We start from the raw sequence: 19,331 nt of genomic DNA, 5'->3' as shown, positions 1-19,331 counted from the left end.
TCGATCGGTCTCGTCGGGTCTTGGTTTCCGCCGGGACCGCCAGGGGCCCCCGCCGGGCTCAGGGCGTCGCGGGACGGGCTGCCTCGCCCCGGTTGCTGCGGGCCCGGCGCTTGCCGAGCCCGAGGAAGATGACGGCCAGCACCGCGCCGATGGCGATAATCGACCAGCCGAGAAGCGGCCGGTACCAGATCCACGCGATGCCGATGGTGACCGTGCCGAGCACGGCCGTCAGCGCCATGGCGGCCAGTCCGGTTGCGAAGCGGAAGACGTCGCCGATGAAGGGCACCACGTCACCGATCACGCCGACGATGGCGAAGATCATCCGGAAACCGATCAGCATGGCGATGAGTCCGGCGACACGCAGGCCCCAGGTGAGGGCCGTGTTGGCCGATTGCGCCGCCTCGAACATGGCCGCCGCCGGCTTGTCGCCTTCTTCGATCATGCCGATCTTGACGCCGTTGGAGGCCGTGAAGGAGCCGAGCGTGCCGCCATCGATGGTGCCGACCGCGCTGATGACGCCGGCACTGGACGTCTCGAAGCTGATTTTCACGTCGCCGATCCGCGGGCTGGCCGGGTTGGCCCCGACGTAGATGGCTCCGCTGGCTATCCGCACCGCTCGCCCGTCATTGAGCGCGCCGGCGATGGCATCGAGATCCTTTTCCGACGGCGCCAGCGGCGTTTCCGCCCCCAGCCCTGAAATACGGTTTCCCGGGATGGTGATCTGGCCGACCTTGCCCGACTGCGCCGGGAAGCTGTTGCCTTCCACCGGCATCGGCGGGTTGGCATGACCGGCCGGCTGCTTGAACGAGGCCGAATCCACCGGCCGCGAGGCCCAGCCGCGCGAATAGGAATAGGTCGTCACCGTCTCCTCGCCGCCGCCGAGCTTCTTGCGCGTTTCCGACTGGCTCTTCTCCTGCCACTGGTACATCTCGACATGGCGCACGAGCCGGTTGGCGTTGGTCGGAACGCCAAGGCCGGAGAAGAGCGGATCGGACGGCGCGCCCTGGATGATCAGGGGGCCGGTGAAATGGACGAGTTGGCCGGCATTGGACGACGGTGCAGCCGGATCGATGGTGACGACGCTGCCCGCGCCCTCGGTCAGCGCCCGCGCGGTGTTCACCGCCCGCCCTTCGTTCCAGAACAGGCCGCCGACCGACAGCAGCACCAGGAGAAACCCGAAGAGGATTCCGGAAAACGCGCCGCCGATCCGTGAAAACCACGAACGGCTGGTAACCTCTGAGAACTGATCGGACATGACATGGCCTCATCTCGATGCGGACGCGGCATCCCGCCGGCCCTCCCTGCCGCATGATCATGCCGCAACTCGCTGGCCGTCGCGATGACGATTGTCACAGCATGCTTGCAAAGCAGGATCGCCGCATACGCCAGATGGGGTATCGCCCTGACGCAACGGCAGGCGCGTGCCGCCTTGCAACCGCGGGCCCGCCGGTTACTCTGGCGCAAAACGACGGGAGGACGGTCCGATGGATGCCGATGTGATCATCGTGGGTGCCGGGTTGGCCGGCCTCGTGGCCGCCAACGAACTGGCGGAACGCGGCCGAAAGGTGCTCCTGCTTGACCAGGAGGGTGAGCAGAACCTGGGCGGTCAGGCGTTCTGGTCGCTTGGCGGCCTGTTCATGGTCGATACGCCGGAACAGCGCCGCATGAAGATCCGCGACAGTCTCGCGCTGGCGACGCAGGACTGGATGGGATCGGCGGCCTTCGACCGGCCGGAGGACCGCTGGCCGCGCCAATGGGCCGAAGCCTATCTCGACTTCGCCGCCGGCGAGATGCGTCCCTGGCTGGCCTCGCTGGGCATGCGCTGGTTCCCTGTCGTCGGCTGGGCCGAGCGCGGCGGCGCCCTGGCCACCGGGCACGGCAATTCCGTGCCCCGCTTTCACATCACCTGGGGCACCGGGCCCGGCACCGTCCGCCCCTTCGAGGAGCGCGTCCGCGCCCATGCGGAGGCCGGGCGCATCGACATGCGCTTCCGCCATCGTGTCAGCCGTATTGAAACCGCGAACGGGGCGGTGACCGGCGTGGCGGGAGAGATCCTCGAGCCGACCGCCGTCGCGCGCGGCCAGCAGTCCTCGCGGGAAGTGACGGGCTCGTTCGAGCTGTCGGCCGGCGCGGTCATCGTGACGTCAGGCGGCATCGGCGGAAACCATGACCTTGTCCGTAAGGTCTGGCCGGAGGGTCGCCTCGGTCCGGCGCCCGCCTCCATGGTCTCGGGCGTCCCCCACCACGTCGATGGCCGCATGCTCGACATCGCGCGGGCCGCTGGCGCCACAACCATCAACGACGACCGCATGTGGCACTACACCGAGGGTGTACAGAACTGGGACCCGATCTGGCCCAACCACGGCATCCGCATCCTGCCCGGCCCCTCCTCGCTGTGGTTTGACGCCACGGGCAACCGCATGCCGGCGCCCTGCCTTCCGGGCTTCGACACGCTGGCGACGCTGAAGCACATCCTCTCGACGGGATACGACTGGTCCTGGTTCGTGCTCACCCAGGCCATCATCGAGAAGGAATTCGCGCTCTCCGGTTCCGAACAGAACCCGGATTTCACCTCCGGCAAGTGGATGGAAGTGATCCGCGGTCGCGTTCTGAAGAAAGGCGCGCCCGCCCCGGTCGAGGCGTTCAAGCAGCACGGTGCCGATTTCGTGGTGCGCGACAATCTCGCCGACCTCGTGGCCGGAATGAACGCCCTGACCGAGACGCCGCTGATCGACCACGACCGGCTGAAGGAGCAGATCGAGGCCCGCGATCGCGAACTGGACAACCCGTTCTCGAAGGACGCGCAGGTCACCGCCATCCATGGCGCCCGCAACTACCTGGGGGACAAGCTGATCCGTACCGCCAAACCCCACCGGATCCTCGACCCTGCGAAGGGGCCGCTGATCGCGGTGAAGCTGCACATTCTCACCCGCAAGTCGCTCGGCGGCCTGCATACCGATCTCGCAGGCCGCGTGCTGGACGGCACCGGAGAGCCCGTGCCGGGTCTCTACGCCGCCGGGGAGGTCGCCGGCTTCGGCGGCGGCGGCTACCACGGCTACAACGCGCTGGAAGGCACCTTCCTTGGCGGCTGTATCTTTTCCGGGCGCAGGGCGGGACGCGCGGCCGGCTGATGCCGCGGCGCGTTCCTATTCCGCGGCCCGCGTGAAAGCCTCGGCACCGCTGGTGAACTGGAGCTTGGCAAGACGGGCATAGACGCCGCCATGTTTCACCAGGCTCTCGTGCGTGCCCTCTTCGACGATCTGTCCGCCGTCCATGACAAGGATGCGATTGGCCTTCAGCACGGTCGCCAGCCGGTGGGCGATGACCAGCGTGGTCCGTCCTTCCATCAGCTGTTCGAGCGCCTCCTGGACCAGCGTTTCGCTCTCCGCATCCAGCGCCGAGGTCGCTTCGTCGAGCAGCAGGATCGGCGCGTCGCGCAGGATGGCCCGCGCGATGGCGATGCGCTGGCGTTGCCCGCCGGACAGCGTCACGCCGCGCTCGCCGACCGGTGTGTCGTAGCCCTTGTCCATTTTCGAGATGAACTCGTCGGCATGCGCTGCCCGGGCGGCAGCCACGATGGCCTCGCGATCCGCACCCGGTTTGCCGAAGGCGATGTTGTCGGCCACGGTGCTGGCAAAGATCGTCACGTCCTGCGGCACGATGGCGATGCGTGACCGGAAGGCCTGCGGATCGGTCTCGCGCAGGTCGACCCCGTCGATCCGCACGGATCCCTTCTCGGGGTCGTAGTAACGCAGCAGCAGCGAGAAGAGCGTGCTCTTCCCCGCCCCCGACGGCCCGACGATGGCCACCGTTTCACCGGGCTGGACCGCCATGGAAAGCCCTGTCAGCGTGGAAACGTCGCGACGCGCCGGGTACGCGAAGGACACGTCCTCGAAGGCCACCGACCCGAGTGCCGGTTCCGGCAGCGCCTTTGGTTGCGCCGGTGCGGCGATGTCCGGCTGCTCGGCCAGCAGTTCGGTCAGGCGTTCCGCCGCGCCGGCGGCCTGCGAAAGCTCGCCCCAGACCTCCGACAGCGCGCCCAGCGCGCCCGCGGCGAAAACCGAGTAGAGCAGGAACTGGCCCAGCGTCCCGGCGCTGATCACGCCGGTCAGCACGTCGCGCGACCCGAACCAGAGAACACCGACCACCGAGGAGAAGATGGTGAAGATGGCCACGAAGGTCAGCACCGCACGGGCCCGCACGGAGGACCGCGCGGCCGTGAAGGCAGCCTCCACGGCCGCGGCGAACCGGCCGCGCACCATGGCCTCGTTGGTGAAGGCCTGCAGGGTGCGCACCGCGCCGATCTGCTCGGAGGCATAGGCCGTGGCATCGGCAAGCGTATCCTGCGCCAGCCGCGACTTTCGCCGGACCGACCTGCCGAAGGCGACCAGCGGAACGACGATCAGCGGGATGGCGGCGATGACCAGGCCGGAGAGCTTCGGCGAGGTGTAGACCATCATGCCGAGCGCCCCGAGACCCAGCAGCGTGTTGCGCAGCGCCACCGAGGCGGTGGCGCCGACCGCGGACTTGATCTGCGTGGTATCCGCGGTCAGCCGCGACACGATCTCGCCGGACTGTGCGGTGTCGAAGAAGGAGGGCGAAAGCCGGGTGACATGCGCGAATACGTCGCGGCGCACATCCGACACGACGCGCTCTCCGAGCGTGATGACGAAGTAATAGCGGCAGGCCGAGGCCGCCGCCATGACCGCCGCGATGACGATCAGCATGGAGAAATAATTGGAAATGAAGTCGCTGTTGCCGTCGGAAAAACCGTGGTCGATCATGCGCCGCACGGCCAGCGGCAGCGTCAGGGTCGTACCTGCGGCCAGCGTCAGCGAAACCAGCGCGCCGGCCACCAACCCCTTGTATTGCTTGAGATAAGGAGCAAGCCGAGCCAAGGGTCGCAGCGAGCGGCGTTTCTTGTCCTGCGTGTCCGCGTTTTGATCCGCCATGCCGGGCCTTTCCATGTCTGTCTGGGGGAACGCATCCTGCCGGAAGGATTCCGCACGCTCACCCTTGTACTCCTCGCGGGCCTGATGTATAGGCTCGCCGACCATTTTGGAAGCCGTGGCCGGGACATGCTGCGGCTTCACAAGTTTCAATCGGGTTGGCGCATGCCGGGCAGTTCACGCCCGTGGCCATCGCGCACGTACCCCACGAGCGATCAGGACGAGTGCGATGAAAGCCGACATCCATCCCGACTATCACACGATCAAGGTCATCATGACCGATGGCACCGAGTACATGACCAAGTCCACTTGGGGCAAGGAAGGCGATACGATGAACCTCGACATCGACCCGACCACGCACCCGGCCTGGACGGGCGGCCATCAGAACCTGGTGGACCGCGGCGGCCGCGTCTCGCGCTTCAAGAACAAGTATGCCAACCTCGGCATCTGATTTTTTCGGCACTGCCGGAAAGGAAGGAACCCCGGTCGTTGCGGCCGGGGTTTTTCTTTGTCTGATTGGCCTTCACCGGTCGGCGTGACCGAGATCGCGCTCGGGCCAGACCCGGTCGCGCACCCGTTTCTTCAGTTCCTTGGCCTCGGGAAAGCCGCCGTCGGCCTTGCGCTCCCAGATCGTCTCGCCATCGAGCGTGATCTCGAAGCGGCCGCCCGTCGACGGTTCCAGGATGACCGCGCCGAGGTCCTGGCCGAATGTCGACAGCAGTTCCTGTGCCATCCAGGCAGCGCGCAGCAGCCAGTTGCATTGCGTACAATAGGTGATGCGAACGGACGGCTTGTTCATCCGGGCCTCCAACGAAAAAGGGCGAGCCGCGGCCCGCCCCCGAAAACAGCCTTTCGGCCGGCATCACGCCGCGCTGAGCTTGGCCATTGTCTCCTCGTCCATCTCGAAATTCGCATAGACGTTCTGCACGTCGTCGTCATCCTCGAGACGTTCGATCAGCTTCATGATCGACTCGGCGCGCTCGGCATCCACCGCGATGCCGTTCTGCGGCTTCCAAACCGGCTTGACCGATTCCGCTTCGCCCAGCGCCGTTTCGAGCGCCGTCGAGACGTCGCCGATATCCTCGAAGGCGCAGGTGATCGTGTGGCCCTCGTCGTCCGAAACGACATCTTCGGCCCCGGCCTCGATGGCCGCTTCCATCACCGCGTCGGCATCGCCGGCATCCGCCTTGTAGACGATCTCGCCGACCCGGTCGAACATGAAGGCAACCGATCCGGTTTCACCCATGGCACCGCCGGCCTTGGTGAAGGCGGCGCGCACGTTGGACGCGGTGCGGTTGCGGTTGTCCGTCAGCGCCTCGACGATCAGCGCGATACCGCCCGGGCCGTAACCCTCGTAGCGCACTTCCTCGTAATTCTCGCCGTCGCCGCCCGACGCCTTGTTGATCGCCCGCTGGATGTTGTCCTTGGGCATGGACTCCGCCTTGGCGTTCTGGATCGCCAGGCGCAGGCGCGGGTTCATCGCCGGATCGGGCATACCCATCTTGGCCGCCACGGTGATTTCGCGCGCGAGCTTGGAAAAGATCTTCGACCGCACGGCGTCCTGGCGGCCCTTGCGGTGCATGATGTTCTTGAATTGGCTATGACCGGCCATGACACTCCCGTCGGAATCTGCTCTTGGATCACTTGGAATGGCGTGCCTTATAATCCAAACAGGGGGGTGGAGGAAACACCCGCCGCCCAGTTTTTCAAGCCGGCCTTGAAAGGACGATCCGCATGAGGACAGTCAGACTGCCGCGCTTCCCCGTCGAGGGCGGTTGCCAGTGCGGGCAATTGCGCTACCGCCTGACGGCCAGGCCGGTCATGTTCTACCTGTGCCATTGCACCGAGTGCCAGCGCCACACCTCGTCGGCCTTCGGCGAAAGCCTGCGCTGCCGGCGCGAGGACGTCGACATTTCCGGCCAATACCGCACCGTGTCGCGCGTCGCCGAATCCGGCCGCGTCCGCGAAGGCCTGTTCTGCCCGCAATGCGGCGTTCGCGTCTGGCATGGCTCGCAGGGCATCGCACTCGGCAACATCAAGGCCGGGACGCTCGATGACACGTCCTGGCTTGTGCCCGCCGGCCATATATGGACCCGTTCGAAACAACCCTTCATGGTGATCGGCGAGGATGAACTGTCCTGGCCGCAACAGCCGGACGACGGCTACGAGGCCATCCGCAACCGATGGGAAGAGATGACACGATGACCGGAAAAACAGCCCCTCTGGCCATCGACGCCGCCGGCGTGGCACCGCGCGAAAAGGCCTCAGCCTATCCCGAGCCCTTCGCCTCGCGGGTCGCCGGCCGGGTAAAGCGCCAGCTCGGCAGCGTTTTCGGCCTCACCAATCTCGGCATCAACATGACGGTGCTTGAGCCGGGCGCCGAATCGTCCCTGCTGCATCGTCACTCCGCCGTGGACGAATTCGTCTTCATCCTCCAGGGCACGCCCACCCTGGTGACGGACCAGGGAGAGATGGAACTGGCGCCGGGCATGTGCGCCGGCTTTCCGAAGGGTGGCCTGGCGCACCACCTCGTCAACCGCAGCAACGCCGAAGTCACCTACCTGGAGATCAGCGACCGCGCACCGGGCGATGCGGGCGACTACCCGGCCGATGACCTGAAGGCCGTGCAGGACGGCGACGGGCGCTGGATCTTCACCCGCAAGGACGGCACGCCCTACTGACGGGCGGTGCGCCACCCGTCCGATCACGCGCCCGTGATCGGTGCCCCCTTGCCGGCCCTGCTGGCCCGGCCTAGCATTTTCCGGCCGGGGCGATGAACCAGACGGGATGACCGATCCATGCCGCGTGCCCTCTCCTGCCTGTCCGTATCGCTGCTGATCCTGGCCGCCACGGCCATGGCCGGCCCCGCCCGCGCGCAATCGTCGCCCGCCCCCTCCAAGTGCATGGCCATCGCGCAGGACCTGCGCCAGCAGGACAAGCCCGTCCGCTATGCCTCGCTGGTCCCGGCATGGCCGGCGCAATACGAACCGGGCAAGGTGACGATCACCTATGCCGGTCACTCCACCTATGTCATAGAAACACCCGCCGGCGTGCGCGCGGCGACCGATTTTTCCGGCTACCACGGCTACGATCCGCTGCCGCGTGTCGTGACCATGAACCGGGCCCATTCGACCCACTACACGATGACCCCGGACCCCGGCATCGAATATGTCCTGCCCGGCTGGAAGCCGGACGGCAGTGGCCCGGCGGAACATCGCGTCGTCGTCGACGATCTCTACATCCGCAACGTGCCCACCGATATCCGCATGGGCGATTTCATGATGAAGGACGGCAATTCGATCTTCATTTTCGAGGTCGCCGACCTGTGCATCGGGCATCTCGGCCACCTTCATCACGACCTGACCGACGCCCACTATGCCGCCATCGGCCGGCTCGACATCCTCATGGTGCCCATCGACGGCGGCCTCACGCTTTCCCACGAAGGCATGGCGCAGATCGTCCGCCGCCTGCAGAGCTCAATCGTCCTGCCGATGCACCGGCGCTACACGACGATGGAACGCTTCCTCTCCCGCGTCCGCGGCGATTTCGCCGTCGAGTTCCGCGACAGCGAGTCGATCACCGTGTCCATCCGCGACCTTCCGCGCCAGCCGACCATCGTGGTCCTGAAAGGGGTATGACACCGTGCGCCTGATCCTCGCCGCCCTTGCCTTCGTGATCCTCGCAGCCGCGCCCGTCCGTGCCGATGCGGTGAAGAACCGGCTCTTTGCCCATCTCGCCGCAGCCCAGACGGAGGCGGAAGGCCGGAAGTTGGAGAACGAGGTCTGGACCTACTGGCTCGACCAGGCGCCGGACAAGGCGGTGCGCGCGGCCATCGACAAGGGCATGGAGCGGCGTGAGGCTTACGACTTCCGCGCCGCCGAGGAGCAGTTCGACATCGCTGTCGAACAAGCGCCCGACTATGCCGAGGGCTGGAACCAGCGGGCCTTCATCCGCTTCCTGCGCGACAACAACGAGGGCGCGCTGTCGGACCTCGAAAAGACGATAGCACTGGAGCCGCGCCACTTCGGCGCCTGGTCCGGCCTCTACCACGTGCTTCTCAGGATGGGGCGGACCCGGGCGGCCTATGGCGCCCTGGCCCATGCGGTCGACATCCATCCCTGGCTCAAGGAGCGCGATCAGTTGCCGAAGGAGTGGCGGGCGAGACAGCCGAAATCGAAGGATCTCTAGAGCAGTTCCAGCGAAAGTGGACACCGGTTTCGCGTCCGGAACTGCGACCGGGCAAAGCAGTTCCAGCGAAAGGGAGCACCGGTTTCGCGTCCGGAACTGGGACCGCGCAAACCAGTTCCAGCGAAATGGGGCGCCGGTTTCGCGACCGGTATGCCGGACAGGCAAGAACTGTTTCAGGGAAAGCGGAAATGCTCCCGCCCGGCGCGCTTACCAGAAATCCGGCACGGTTTCCGCCAGCCGCGGTCCGAGCCGGAGCGGCGCGATTTTCTCGCACAGGCCGGTGCGGTCGGAAATGTCGAGCCCGACGCCGCAGATCGTGGCCGGCCCGGACGCGGCTTCGAACCGTCCCTTTGGCACTTTCGAGAGAAACCGGTTGAGCGGCTCTTCCTTCTCCATGCCGAGCGAGGAGTCGTAGTCGCCGCACATGCCCGCGTCCGACATGTACCCCGTCCCGTTTTCCAGGATCTGGTGATCGGCGGTCGGGCAATGCGTATGCGTGCCCACAACCAGGCTCGCCTTGCCGTCCATGAAATGGCCGAAGCACATCTTTTCCGACGTCGCTTCGGCATGGAAGTCGAACACCACCGCGTCGGCCTGGTCGCCGAGCGCGCAATGTTCCAGCACGTTGGCGCCCGCCACGAAGGGATCGTCCAGTTCTGGGTGCATGAAGACGCGCCCCATGACGTTGGCCACCAGCACGCGGGCGCCGTTGCGCGCCTCGTAGAGCCCTGTGCCGCGCCCCGGTGTGCCCAGCGGATAGTTGACCGGCCGCAGGAAACGGTCCTCGCGCGACGCGAAGGACAGCGCCTCGCGCTGGTCCCAGACATGGTTGCCGGTGGTCACGACGTCAGCGCCCGCTTCCAGCGTCTGCCGGAAGATGTCCTCGGTAATGCCGAAGCCGCCCGCGGCGTTCTCGCCGTTGACGATCACGAAATCCAGACGGAAGTCCGAGATCAGGCCCGGAAGCTTCTCCCAGACGGTTGTGCGGCCCGTGCGGCCGACCATGTCACCAAGAAACAGCAATCTCATGGGAGGGCATTATCAGCGCGATGCAAGCAGGCGCAAGCGTCATCGCATCGCTGGTGTGAAGATTGTCACAGGCCGGTGCCGCACCGCGCGGGGCGCGCCCGCTCAGTCCTCCCGATCGAGCACCCGGTAGCCGCTGTCGGTCCACAGCGCGTGCAGCGGCACGTCATGCGGTTCCGCGGGAACGGCCTCTACCTGCTGGCAGTCGAAGGCCATGCCGATCAGCCGCGGCCGGCGCCCCTGCGCCTGCAGGGCCGCGATGGCCCGGTCATAATAGCCGGCGCCATAGCCGATGCGGTTGCCCGCGCCATCGAAGGCGGCAAGCGGCATCAGCATGATGTCGGGCAAGAGCACCTCCGCGTCCTCGGGCGGAGCCAGCGTGCCGAAGCCGTTGTCGACCAGCGGCGCGCCACGCACCAGGGCCCGGAAGACGATGGTCTGCCGGTCGATCATCGCCGGCACGCAGAGCCGCGCGCCGCGACTGGCCTGCGCCATCATCAGCGGCCGGATGTCGAGTTCGCTCCGGATCGGCAGGAAGCCGGAGACCACCTGACCGGGGTCCACGCCGATCGCCTCGGCCTCGTCGGCCATCCGCATCGCTGTCTCGATGCGATAGGCAGGATCGAGTGCGTCCCGGCGCGCCAGCGCCTGCAATCGCAGTTCTTTCTTGAGCGTTTTCGGATCGGTCATGGCCCGCTTATGCCGCCGCGGCTTTCGCAAGGCTAGTCCGAATGCGACGCGAGAGGGAAGGAGTGCGATCCACGGCGACCGATGGAAAGATTGATCCCGGGAACCTACAAAGTAGGTGGGCGCCGTATGGCCAGGCCCACGGGCGAGACCAGGGACAGCTCCCTAGGAGATCAATAAGGCCCCGGGGAAGTGTTATTCCTGTCGGGAAGCGCAGACCGCACCCCGCAATATAGGTCGCTTTGACCGCTTCCGCCAGTGGTCATGCGGCACGCGCCGCGATTGTTCACCGGAGCTGGAACACACTGTTTCACAAGGATATTTGCCGGAGGCACTGTTCACGAAGCCGCGACTGTCTGATCACGAACCAGTCGCCATTCGTTGTTTTGCATCCCGCCCGGTCGCGCCCCATCTTCAGTGCATCGGAAGCGGAACGATCCGCGCCGGACCAGATCCCGGGAAGGGACCGAGACACGAAGCGGAGGAAGGTGTGAACCACCCGTTTCGTGACATGAAGAAGGAAAAGAACCATGAAAAAGATCCTGATCGCGACCGCCCTCCTGCTCACCGCAACCGGCATGGCGTCCGCAGGCGGTCTGCGGCTCTATTCCGGCAACTACTCCGCCGATGTCCTGAGCCGGCTGGGAACGCACCACGTGATGTCGAAGTCGATGTCCCACGAACGCATGCCGTTCGATGTCGATGCCACGCGCACCGCGTCGATCGTGATGCCCTCCGGCGATGCGCCGGGCGTCCATGGCAACTATGCCCCCGACGTGACGCGCTTCGAAATCGATTCCGGCCGCTGACATCACGCCCGCGATCATGCGGAAGGCCCGCGCCTCGGCGCGGGCCTTCGTGTTTTAGTGAGTTGTAAAATAAATATATTTCTTTCTTAAGTTGTTAATCCGTTCGACTTGTGCCATACTCTGGTCTTCGGAAAGCGGAGCCGCCGCACCGAACCGATTCCCGGACGGGAAGACAAGGCGGCCAGGGCGAAAGCCTCCGAGGATCATACCAAGAGGGCAGTTTGAAAAGGCGCAGAGCGCCCGCGAGGGCGGCTGGCTGCGCACGCCCCTACCGCCATCAAAACAGAGGGAGTTCAATCATGAAAACGCTTCTGATCACGGCCACGTGTCTGCTCCTTGCCATTGCAGGCGCCCGTGCCGAAGGCTTGCGGCTCTACACCTCGAACTACGCGCCCAATGTGATCCAGCGCCTGGGTGCAGCCGGCGTGACGGCCGGCATAGACCGGACCCGGACATTCTCCATCCTTCCCGGTTGGAGGCATGGTGCGGGAATGGCGAGGCCCGGGCGGCAGCCCGCCGGCAACTACGCGGCCAACGTGCTGGAAGACAGCATCCGCTCCGGCCGCTGACAGCACGCCCGCGATCATGCGGAAGGGCCCGCGCCTTGGCGCGGGCCTTTTGCCGCTCGGCCCTTGCAGTGACCGGGCCGGCTGCCTAATGTCCCACGCGATTGATCCGGGAAAAAGGCAGCAGAGCCCATGCGTTTCGAGGGAACCGAACATTACGTCGCAGACAAGGACCTGATGGTCGCGGTCAACAGCGCCATCGCGCTGGAGCGCCCGCTCCTCGTCAAGGGCGAACCGGGGACCGGCAAAACGGAACTGGCCAAGCAGGTGGCGGCCGCGCTCGGGCTCGATCTGATCGAATGGCACATCAAGTCGACCACCAAGGCGCAGCAGGGGCTCTACGAGTACGATGCCGTCAGCCGTCTGCGCGACAGCCAGCTCGGCGACGAGCGGTTCAACGACATCCGCAACTACATCAAGCGCGGCAAGCTCTGGGACGCCTTCTCGGCCGACCGCAAGGTCGTCCTGCTGATCGACGAGATTGACAAGGCCGATATCGAGTTTCCCAACGACCTGCTGCAGGAACTCGACAAGATGGAGTTCCATGTCTACGAAACCGGCGAGACGGTGCGCGCGCAGGTCCGCCCCATCGTCATCATCACGTCCAACAACGAGAAGGAACTGCCCGACGCTTTCCTGCGCCGCTGTTTCTTCCACTACATCCGCTTCCCCGATGCCGACACGCTGAAAAAGATCGTCGATGTCCACTATCCCGGCATCAAGCAGCGGCTCGTTTCCCAGGCGCTGAACCAGTTCTACGAGATCCGCGAGGTCTCCGGACTGAAGAAGAAGCCGTCCACCTCCGAGGCGCTCGACTGGATCCGCCTCCTGGTGGCCGATGACGTCGATCCCGAAACCCTGCGGTCCGATCCGAAGAACGCCCTGCCCAAGCTGCATGGCGCGCTTCTGAAGAACGAGCAGGACGTGCACCTGTTCGAGCGAATGGCCTTCCTCGCCCGCCAGCGCGGCAACTGACCGCCGGACAGGACGGTTCGATGGCAGGCGCCCGCCCGCGCGAGACGGAGCTCTACCAGCCCGTCAAGACCTTGCTCGAAGGCCAGGGCTACACCGTGAAGGGGGAGATCGGCGCCGCCGACATCGTGGCCGTGCGCCAGGACGAGGATCCGGTCATTGTCGAACTCAAGACCGGTTTTTCGCTGTCCCTGTTCCACCAGGCGATCGAACGGCAGAAGATCACCGATGCGGTCTACGTGGCCGTGCCACGGAGCAAGGGGGTTGCATTCCGGAAAGCCCTGAAGGCCAACGTCACGCTCTGCCGCCGCCTCGGGCTTGGCCTGATCACCGTCCGCCTGTCCGACGGCTTTGCCGAAACCCACCTCGACCCCGCGCCCTACAGGCCGCGCCAGTCGAAACCGCGCAAGGGCCGCCTGCTGCGCGAGTTCCGCCGCCTGGTCGGCGATCCGAACACGGGCGGTTCCACCCGCCGCGGCATCACCACCGCCTACCGGCAGGACGCCACCGCCTGCCTCGTCCACCTGTCGGCCAACGGTCCCTGCAAGGCGGCAATCGTCGCCCGGGCGACCGGCGTGGAAACCGCCCGCCGCATCATGGCCGACAATCACTATGGCTGGTTCGAGAGGGTAGGCACTGGCATCTATGCGCTCAGCCCGAAGGGGCTGAAGGAAGCGGAAGGCGCGCCGCCCGCCTCCTGACCGGACGCGGACCGGTCAGGCCGGTCGCAGGTTGCGGAAATCGGCGAACGAGATCAGCCGGCTCGAACGCTCGTCCCACAAGGTCAGCTTCACGCAGTGCAGGCTTTCCATCAGGTTCAGACGCCCGGTTTCGCGGAACTTCGGAAACGCGGCAAGCACTTGTGGCAGCCGCCAGAAGGGAATGCGCGCCGCCAGGTGGTGCACGTGGTGGATCCCGATATTGCCGGTCACCCACATCAGCGGCTTGGGCAGATCGTAGAAGGACGAGCCTTCCAGCGCTGCCGTCTCGCGCTCCCAGGCCGGCGCATGCTCCCAGAACGTGCTGGCGAACTGGTGCTGGATGTAGAACAGCCAGACCCCGATCGACGCCCCGACCAACGACGCCGGCAGGTGGATGAAGACGAGCGTCTTCCAGCCGAAGACGAGGATGATGAAGACCGCAAGCGCGGCGATCCCGGCATTGGTGCCAAGCACCGAGACCCAGGCGCCGGGACGGTCCATGTGGCCAAACGGCAGGCGCTGCTTGATCAGGAAGACGAAGGCCGGTCCGATCGCGAACAGCACGAGCGGGCTTCGGTAGGCGCGGTAGGCAAGCCGCCCCCAGAAACCGCGCGACCGGTATTCCTCGACGGTCAGCGTCTCGATGTCGCCGATGCCGCGCTTGTCGAGATTCCCGGACGAAGCGTGGTGCAGGTTGTGATTGTGCCGCCAGTAGGCATAGGGCGTCAGCGTCAGCACGCCCAGCATGCGGCCGACGCGGTCGTTCAGCTTGGCCGTCGAGAACAGCGCGCCGTGCCCGCAGTCGTGCTGGATCACGAAGACGCGGACCAGCATCAGTCCGGCCACGAAGGCGAAAGGCATCGCCAGCCACCAGCTCCATTGCGACGCGGCGTAGGCGGTCAGCCAGAACGCCGCGAGAAGAACCAGCGTAAGCACGGTTTCGAAGGCGCCGCGCCGGTTCTCGGCACCGGTGAACGGCGCGAGCTTGCGCGACCACTTGACGTCTTTTTCAGTCATCGATGACACACTTCCACCCCAACGAGCGATTGCCCCTCTTTTTTTGTTGGCCTCCCTTATAGGATTCGCGGGCGTTTGGCGATTTGTCTTTGGGCGGGGTTCGGGCTTTTGACGGCGACCCATTGCCACATGGAAAGGGGAAAACATTTGACCCGGTGGCCGCAGCGGGTCTAGAAGATCGATCGTGGTGATTTGGCCGGCCGGCTTGCAGCCACGTAAAACAACTCGCTAAAAGGGCCGCGGACAGCAGGAGCGTCACGGAACCGGCAGCGAGGCCATTTCGGGCCGGTCGATTGTTCTGGAGTCCGACCATGCCGATCCGTATCCCCGATGCTCTGCCAGCCCGCGACATTCTCCTGCGCGAAGGCGTTTCGGTGATGAACGAGTCCACCGCCATCCGGCAGGACGTTCGCCCGCTGCAGATCGCGCTGCTCAACCTCATGCCCAACAAGATCCGCACCGAGACGCAGATTGCGCGCCTCATCGGCGCCACGCCCTTGCAGATCGAGTTTTCGCTCATCCGGGTCAGCGGCCATACGCCCAAGAACACCCCCGCCGATCACCTGATCTCCTTCTACCAGACCTGGGAGGAGGTTCGGGACCGCAAGTTCGACGGCTTCATCATCACCGGCGCCCCGGTCGAACTGCTGCCGTTCGAGGAGGTGGCCTACTGGAAGGAACTGGAGGCGATCTTCGACTGGACCGTCACCAACGTCCATTCCACCTTCAACATCTGCTGGGGCGCCATGGCGGCGATCTGGCACTTCCACAAGGTGCCCAAGTACGCGCTCGAGAAGAAGGCTTTCGGCGTTTACCGCCACCGCAACCTCAACCCGACATCGCCCTACCTGTCGGGCTTCTCCGACGACTTCCAGATCCCGGTCTCGCGCTGGACCGAGGTGCGCAAGGCGGACCTGGAAGGCAAGCACGACCTGGAACTGCTGATGGACAGCAGCGATACCGGACCGTGCCTGATCGCCGAGAAGGCCGCCAACCGGCTCTATATCTTCAACCACATCGAGTATGATTCCACCTCCCTCCAGGAGGAATACGAGCGCGATGTCGCCGCCCGCGTGCCGATCGACGTGCCGCACAACTACTTCCCCGACGACAACCCGGCCAACCAGCCGCTGAACCGCTGGCGTTCCCACGCCCACCTGCTCTTCGGCAACTGGATCAACCAGGTCTACCAGACCACCCCGTTCGACATGGACGCCATCGGCCGCGACCGGCAATGGCTGTGAGGGATGACCATGACCGGCACGCTTGAGATCCGCCCGCTCCGGTCCGGCGACGAGGCCGCATGGCGCCGCCTCTGGACCGCCTACCTGTACTTCTACGAATCGAGCGTTCCGGAAGAGGTCTACCGGTCGTCCTTCGACCGCATGCTGGCAGGCAATGCCGGCGCCGCGAACGAGTTTCGTGGTCTCCTCGCGCTGCTGGACGGCAAGCCGGTCGGTCTTGTCCATTTCCTGTTTCACCGCCACGGCTGGAAAATCGAGAACGTCTGCTACCTGCAGGACCTCTATGCCGATCCAGATGTGCGCGGCACCGGCGTCGGCCGGGCGCTGATCGAGGCGGTCTATGCCGCCGCCGATGCCGAGGGATGCCCGGCCGTCTACTGGCTGACGCAGGATTTCAACGCCACCGCGCGCAGGCTTTACGACCGCATCGGCAAGGTCACACCCTTCATCAAGTATTCCCGCTGAACGCGCGCCGTGCCGGCGACCGAGCGGGTATCCTGAGGCAGTGTTGCTGGTCGATTCCCGGCTGACGGGAAATGCCCGCGTTAACTATTTGTTAACCATGGTTAACCTATCCCTTGGGTAAGAGATTCTTTACCTGGATGACCAGAGTGTTAACCGGCACCACCCAAGCGATTCGCCTCAAGGGACGTTCGTTCCTGGCCACCGTCCTGAGCCCCGAACTGCCGCTCGACGAGTGGTTCGAGCGCTTCGATGTCCTCGCCTCGCGCTCCGCCGGCTATTTCCTGAAGCGCCCCGTCATGCTGGACGTGACCGGCATCGGCATGGACCGCGACAGCCTGCTGGACCTGGTTTCGCGCCTCGGCGAGCGTGGCATCCGCATCATGGGCATCGAGGGGGCAAGCGACGGCGAACTCGGCCCGGACCTGCCACCCGCCATGAGTGGCGGCCTGCCCGCCTCGGACCTCGACGCACGGACGCAGGAACCGGCATCCGGTCCGGTCCCCGCGCAACCCGCGCCCTCGCTCATGGTCACCGAGCCGGTCCGCTCGGGCCAGACGCTGATCAGCGACGGCGACATCACGATCATCGGCTCGGTCGCCTCGGGCGCCGAGGTGGTCGCCGGCGGTTCGGTCCATGTCTATGGAACGCTGCGCGGCCGGGTGTCGGCCGGGTCGTCCGGCAATGCTTCCGCGCGCATCTTCTGCCGCAAGCTGGAAGCCGAGCTGGTCGCGATCGCCGGTTTTTACCAGACATCCGAAGACCTGGAGCCCCGCCTGCACGGCCAGGCAGTCCAGCTCTGGCTCGACGGCGAAAGCATACTGGCAGAACGATTCAATTGAACCCGGGGGGTTCTGAGAGGGAGACGGACATGGGCAAGGTCATCGTGGTCACATCCGGCAAGGGCGGGGTGGGCAAGACAACATCGACGGCGGCGATCGGCGCGGCCCTGGCACAGAAGGGAGACAAGGTCGTTGTCGTCGACTTCGATGTCGGCCTGCGCAATCTCGACCTGGTCATGGGGGCCGAGCGCCGTGTTGTCTACGACCTGATCAATGTCATCCAGGGCGAGGCCAAGCTGGCCCAGGCGCTGATCCGCGACAAGCGGCTTCAGTCGCTCTACCTGCTGCCCGCGTCCCAGACGCGCGACAAGGACAAGCTGACGCCGGAAGGCGTGGAAAAGGTCATCGCCTCGCTGAAGAGCGCGTTCGACTGGATCATCTGCGACAGCCCGGCCGGCATCGAGCGCGGCGCGACGCTGGCCATGCGCCATGCCGATGCGGCAATTGTCGTGACGAACCCCGAAGTCTCCTCGGTGCGCGACTCCGACCGCATCATCGGCCTGCTCGATTCCAAGACGGTCAAGGCGGAAGCCGGCGAGCGCGTCGAGAAGCACCTCCTGCTCAACCGCTACGATCCGGCCCGGGCGGCCAGCGGCGACATGCTCAATGTCGATGATGTCATGGAGATCCTGTCGATCCCGCTGCTCGGCGTCATTCCGGAAAGCGCCAACATCCTTCGCGCCTCGAATATCGGCTCGCCCGTCACGCTGTGCGACAGTTCCAGCCAGACCGCCCAGGCTTATTTCAATGCCGCCCGGCGACTGGCAGGAGAAGCGATCCCCGTGACCATCCCGGGCGAGAAACGGAGTTTCTTCGGCAAGTTCTTCGGAAGGAAGGCTGCATGAAAATCCTGAGCTTTTTCCGGAAGCGGGCGTCCGCCACGGCGGCGCGGGAACGGCTTCAGATACTATTGGCCCACGAACGGGCGTCGGTCAGCGGTTTCGATCTGGTCTCGGTGCTCCGCGAGGAGATTCTGGCCGTGATCGCCAAGCACGTGCAGGTCGACAGCCGCCATGTCCGCGTCAAGATGGAACGCGGCATGCCGGTCTCGACCCTTGAAGTGGACGTCGAAATCCCCTTCGACGCGCGCGCCCGGGCAGCCTGACCGCTGCCCGTGCGACCATGCGCCCTGGCGGAGACGCATGAAAAACCCCGGGCCAGTGACTGCCCGGGGCCGTGAACCTCGATCTTCCGGTTGACCGGCACCGGCCGTCAGTCGACCCCTTCCAGGTCCAGCACCAGTTCCGGCCGCTTCTCGATCAGTGACAACAGCTTGCGCGCCGGACCCGTCGGATAGCGACGCCCCTGCTCCCAGTTGCGCAGCGTGGTGACCGGGATGCCAAGCTTGGTCGCGAAACCTTCCTGCGTCAGTTTCAGCTTCCTGCGCAGCTTGGCCACATCCGGCACCTCGATCTCGAAGGTATGCACGGTCACCTTCGAGTTGTCGCCCTCGAACCACATGGAGGCCTGCTCCAGCGATTCAGCAAGATCGGCCGCTGCCTGTTCCGGTGTTTTCTTCGCCTTGATCCTTGCCATTGCACCTACACTCCGAAAAGCCGCTTCAACTTGCCGATCCTGTCGACCCAGATCCAGAAACGCTCGGTCAGCCCGGTTTCCGGCGCCGACTTGGGACGCAGTTCCACGAGGACCAGTCGTGACAGGTCATCGGCCAGCAGATAGCTGAACACGAAGCCCGCCGATTGCCATTCCCAGAGCCGGGACTGCCCGGGCTTCTGGACGCCGATGACCGGATCCGCGCGAAGCTGGTCCAGCTTGCGCGCCTTCACTGCGTCATCCAGCCCGTACATGGCGCAGTCGAGCCTGAAGCGGTCCGTCTCCGCGATCTCGATCCTCAACGTCATCCACGG

Annotated in this window: 24 protein-coding genes, 1 other RNA gene and 1 riboswitch; of the genes, 15 read left to right on the top strand and 10 right to left on the bottom strand. The window is 65.4% G+C overall.

What is annotated here, in order from left to right:
• Positions 1-58 precede the first annotated feature (58 nt).
• The gene (locus CSC94_RS16100) at positions 59-1,255 is read right to left on the bottom strand and encodes a TMEM43 family protein (protein ID WP_099307382.1); all 1,197 of its coding nucleotides are present in this window, start codon (positions 1,253-1,255) and stop codon (positions 59-61) included.
• Between the two features lie 229 nt (positions 1,256-1,484).
• Here CSC94_RS16100 and CSC94_RS16095 point away from each other — a divergent pair, with 229 nt between their 5' ends.
• Entirely contained in the window at positions 1,485-3,131 is a 1,647-nt protein-coding gene (locus tag CSC94_RS16095) for an FAD-binding dehydrogenase (RefSeq protein ID WP_099307381.1), read from the top strand.
• A gap of 15 nt (positions 3,132-3,146) precedes the next feature.
• Here CSC94_RS16095 and CSC94_RS16090 read toward each other — a convergent pair whose 3' ends face one another.
• On the bottom strand, positions 3,147-5,102 hold the full coding sequence (locus tag CSC94_RS16090) for an ABC transporter transmembrane domain-containing protein (protein ID WP_425356529.1): 1,956 nt from the start codon (positions 5,100-5,102) through the stop codon (positions 3,147-3,149).
• A gap of 76 nt (positions 5,103-5,178) precedes the next feature.
• Here CSC94_RS16090 and rpmE point away from each other — a divergent pair, with 76 nt between their 5' ends.
• Positions 5,179-5,400 carry a 50S ribosomal protein L31 gene (gene rpmE / locus CSC94_RS16085; protein WP_099307379.1) on the top strand — a complete coding sequence of 74 codons (222 nt, stop codon included), beginning with the start codon at positions 5,179-5,181 and terminating at the stop codon, positions 5,398-5,400.
• 72 nt (positions 5,401-5,472) lie between these two features.
• Here the strand turns inward: rpmE and CSC94_RS16080 are convergent, their stop codons facing one another.
• Positions 5,473-5,748, bottom strand: coding sequence for an Rdx family protein (locus CSC94_RS16080; protein ID WP_099307378.1), 276 nt, complete (start codon positions 5,746-5,748; stop codon positions 5,473-5,475).
• Between the two features lie 63 nt (positions 5,749-5,811).
• Positions 5,812-6,561, bottom strand: a complete 750-nt coding sequence (locus tag CSC94_RS16075; protein WP_099307377.1) for a YebC/PmpR family DNA-binding transcriptional regulator — start codon at positions 6,559-6,561, stop codon at positions 5,812-5,814.
• Positions 6,562-6,683: 122 nt separating this feature from the next.
• On the opposite strand from CSC94_RS16075, the gene CSC94_RS16070 reads away from it, so the two are divergent.
• The 4 genes from CSC94_RS16070 to CSC94_RS16055 all read left to right on the top strand — a co-directional run bounded on the left by CSC94_RS16070 (position 6,684) and on the right by CSC94_RS16055 (position 9,137).
• Complete coding sequence (locus CSC94_RS16070; protein ID WP_099307376.1) at positions 6,684-7,154, top strand: GFA family protein; 471 nt, start codon at positions 6,684-6,686, stop codon at positions 7,152-7,154.
• Positions 7,151-7,630 (top strand): cupin domain-containing protein, encoded by a 480-nt coding sequence (locus CSC94_RS16065; protein WP_099307375.1) that lies wholly within the window; start codon positions 7,151-7,153, stop codon positions 7,628-7,630. Before CSC94_RS16070 ends, CSC94_RS16065 begins: the two co-directional genes overlap by 4 nt.
• Before the next feature lie 117 nt (positions 7,631-7,747).
• Positions 7,748-8,587 carry an MBL fold metallo-hydrolase gene (locus CSC94_RS16060; protein WP_099307374.1) on the top strand — a complete coding sequence of 280 codons (840 nt, stop codon included), beginning with the start codon at positions 7,748-7,750 and terminating at the stop codon, positions 8,585-8,587.
• A 4-nt stretch (positions 8,588-8,591) separates the two neighbouring features.
• The gene (locus CSC94_RS16055; RefSeq protein WP_099307373.1) at positions 8,592-9,137 is read left to right on the top strand and encodes a tetratricopeptide repeat protein; all 546 of its coding nucleotides are present in this window, start codon (positions 8,592-8,594) and stop codon (positions 9,135-9,137) included.
• 207 nt (positions 9,138-9,344) lie between these two features.
• On the opposite strand, the gene CSC94_RS16050 is transcribed toward CSC94_RS16055, so the two are convergent.
• The 3 genes from CSC94_RS16050 to ssrS form a co-directional block, all read right to left on the bottom strand.
• On the bottom strand, positions 9,345-10,166 hold the full coding sequence (locus CSC94_RS16050) for a TIGR00282 family metallophosphoesterase (RefSeq protein WP_099307372.1): 822 nt from the start codon (positions 10,164-10,166) through the stop codon (positions 9,345-9,347).
• A gap of 102 nt (positions 10,167-10,268) precedes the next feature.
• A complete protein-coding gene (locus CSC94_RS16045; RefSeq protein ID WP_099307371.1) occupies positions 10,269-10,853 on the bottom strand; it encodes a 5-formyltetrahydrofolate cyclo-ligase in 585 nt (194 codons plus the stop codon).
• A gap of 62 nt (positions 10,854-10,915) precedes the next feature.
• A non-coding RNA gene (ssrS, locus tag CSC94_RS16040) (6S RNA) lies at positions 10,916-11,073 on the bottom strand.
• Positions 11,074-11,380: 307 nt separating this feature from the next.
• Between ssrS and CSC94_RS16035 the strand changes: the two genes are divergently transcribed.
• The 4 genes from CSC94_RS16035 to CSC94_RS16020 all read left to right on the top strand — a co-directional run bounded on the left by CSC94_RS16035 (position 11,381) and on the right by CSC94_RS16020 (position 13,898).
• Positions 11,381-11,659, top strand: coding sequence for a hypothetical protein (locus tag CSC94_RS16035; RefSeq protein WP_099307370.1), 279 nt, complete (start codon positions 11,381-11,383; stop codon positions 11,657-11,659).
• A gap of 299 nt (positions 11,660-11,958) precedes the next feature.
• Entirely contained in the window at positions 11,959-12,228 is a 270-nt protein-coding gene (locus CSC94_RS16030; protein ID WP_099307369.1) for a hypothetical protein, read from the top strand.
• A gap of 129 nt (positions 12,229-12,357) precedes the next feature.
• The gene (locus tag CSC94_RS16025; RefSeq protein ID WP_099307368.1) at positions 12,358-13,200 is read left to right on the top strand and encodes an AAA family ATPase; all 843 of its coding nucleotides are present in this window, start codon (positions 12,358-12,360) and stop codon (positions 13,198-13,200) included.
• 20 nt (positions 13,201-13,220) lie between these two features.
• Positions 13,221-13,898, top strand: a complete 678-nt coding sequence (locus CSC94_RS16020; RefSeq protein ID WP_099307367.1) for a DUF2161 domain-containing phosphodiesterase — start codon at positions 13,221-13,223, stop codon at positions 13,896-13,898.
• Between the two features lie 15 nt (positions 13,899-13,913).
• Here the strand turns inward: CSC94_RS16020 and CSC94_RS16015 are convergent, their stop codons facing one another.
• Entirely contained in the window at positions 13,914-14,915 is a 1,002-nt protein-coding gene (locus CSC94_RS16015) for a fatty acid desaturase (RefSeq protein WP_245408383.1), read from the bottom strand.
• A 174-nt stretch (positions 14,916-15,089) separates the two neighbouring features.
• A riboswitch (SAM riboswitch) is annotated at positions 15,090-15,168 on the top strand.
• Positions 15,169-15,226: 58 nt separating this feature from the next.
• Between CSC94_RS16015 and metA the strand changes: the two genes are divergently transcribed.
• The 5 genes from metA (at position 15,227) to minE (ending at position 18,568) form a co-directional block, all read left to right on the top strand.
• On the top strand, positions 15,227-16,159 hold the full coding sequence (gene metA / locus CSC94_RS16010; protein ID WP_099307365.1) for a homoserine O-acetyltransferase MetA: 933 nt from the start codon (positions 15,227-15,229) through the stop codon (positions 16,157-16,159).
• 9 nt (positions 16,160-16,168) lie between these two features.
• Complete coding sequence (locus tag CSC94_RS16005) at positions 16,169-16,624, top strand: GNAT family N-acetyltransferase (protein ID WP_099307429.1); 456 nt, start codon at positions 16,169-16,171, stop codon at positions 16,622-16,624.
• A gap of 137 nt (positions 16,625-16,761) precedes the next feature.
• Positions 16,762-17,463, top strand: a complete 702-nt coding sequence (gene minC, locus CSC94_RS16000; protein ID WP_099307364.1) for a septum site-determining protein MinC — start codon at positions 16,762-16,764, stop codon at positions 17,461-17,463.
• Positions 17,464-17,492: 29 nt separating this feature from the next.
• Complete coding sequence (minD, locus tag CSC94_RS15995; protein WP_099307363.1) at positions 17,493-18,308, top strand: septum site-determining protein MinD; 816 nt, start codon at positions 17,493-17,495, stop codon at positions 18,306-18,308.
• Complete coding sequence (gene minE, locus CSC94_RS15990; RefSeq protein WP_099307362.1) at positions 18,305-18,568, top strand: cell division topological specificity factor MinE; 264 nt, start codon at positions 18,305-18,307, stop codon at positions 18,566-18,568. The genes minD and minE overlap by 4 nt, the downstream gene beginning before the upstream one ends.
• A gap of 107 nt (positions 18,569-18,675) precedes the next feature.
• Here minE and CSC94_RS15985 read toward each other — a convergent pair whose 3' ends face one another.
• Positions 18,676-18,999 (bottom strand): helix-turn-helix domain-containing protein, encoded by a 324-nt coding sequence (locus CSC94_RS15985; protein WP_099307361.1) that lies wholly within the window; start codon positions 18,997-18,999, stop codon positions 18,676-18,678.
• Between the two features lie 5 nt (positions 19,000-19,004).
• Positions 19,005-19,325, bottom strand: coding sequence for a hypothetical protein (locus CSC94_RS15980; RefSeq protein WP_099307360.1), 321 nt, complete (start codon positions 19,323-19,325; stop codon positions 19,005-19,007).
• Positions 19,326-19,331: the final 6 nt, after the last annotated feature.

Origin of the sequence: Zhengella mangrovi, assembly GCF_002727065.1 — a bacterium.
Classification (GTDB): domain Bacteria; phylum Pseudomonadota; class Alphaproteobacteria; order Rhizobiales; family Rhizobiaceae; genus Zhengella; species Zhengella mangrovi.
The sequence above is the reverse complement of the archived record's forward strand: the minus strand, read 5'-3'. Positions and strand labels throughout refer to the sequence as shown.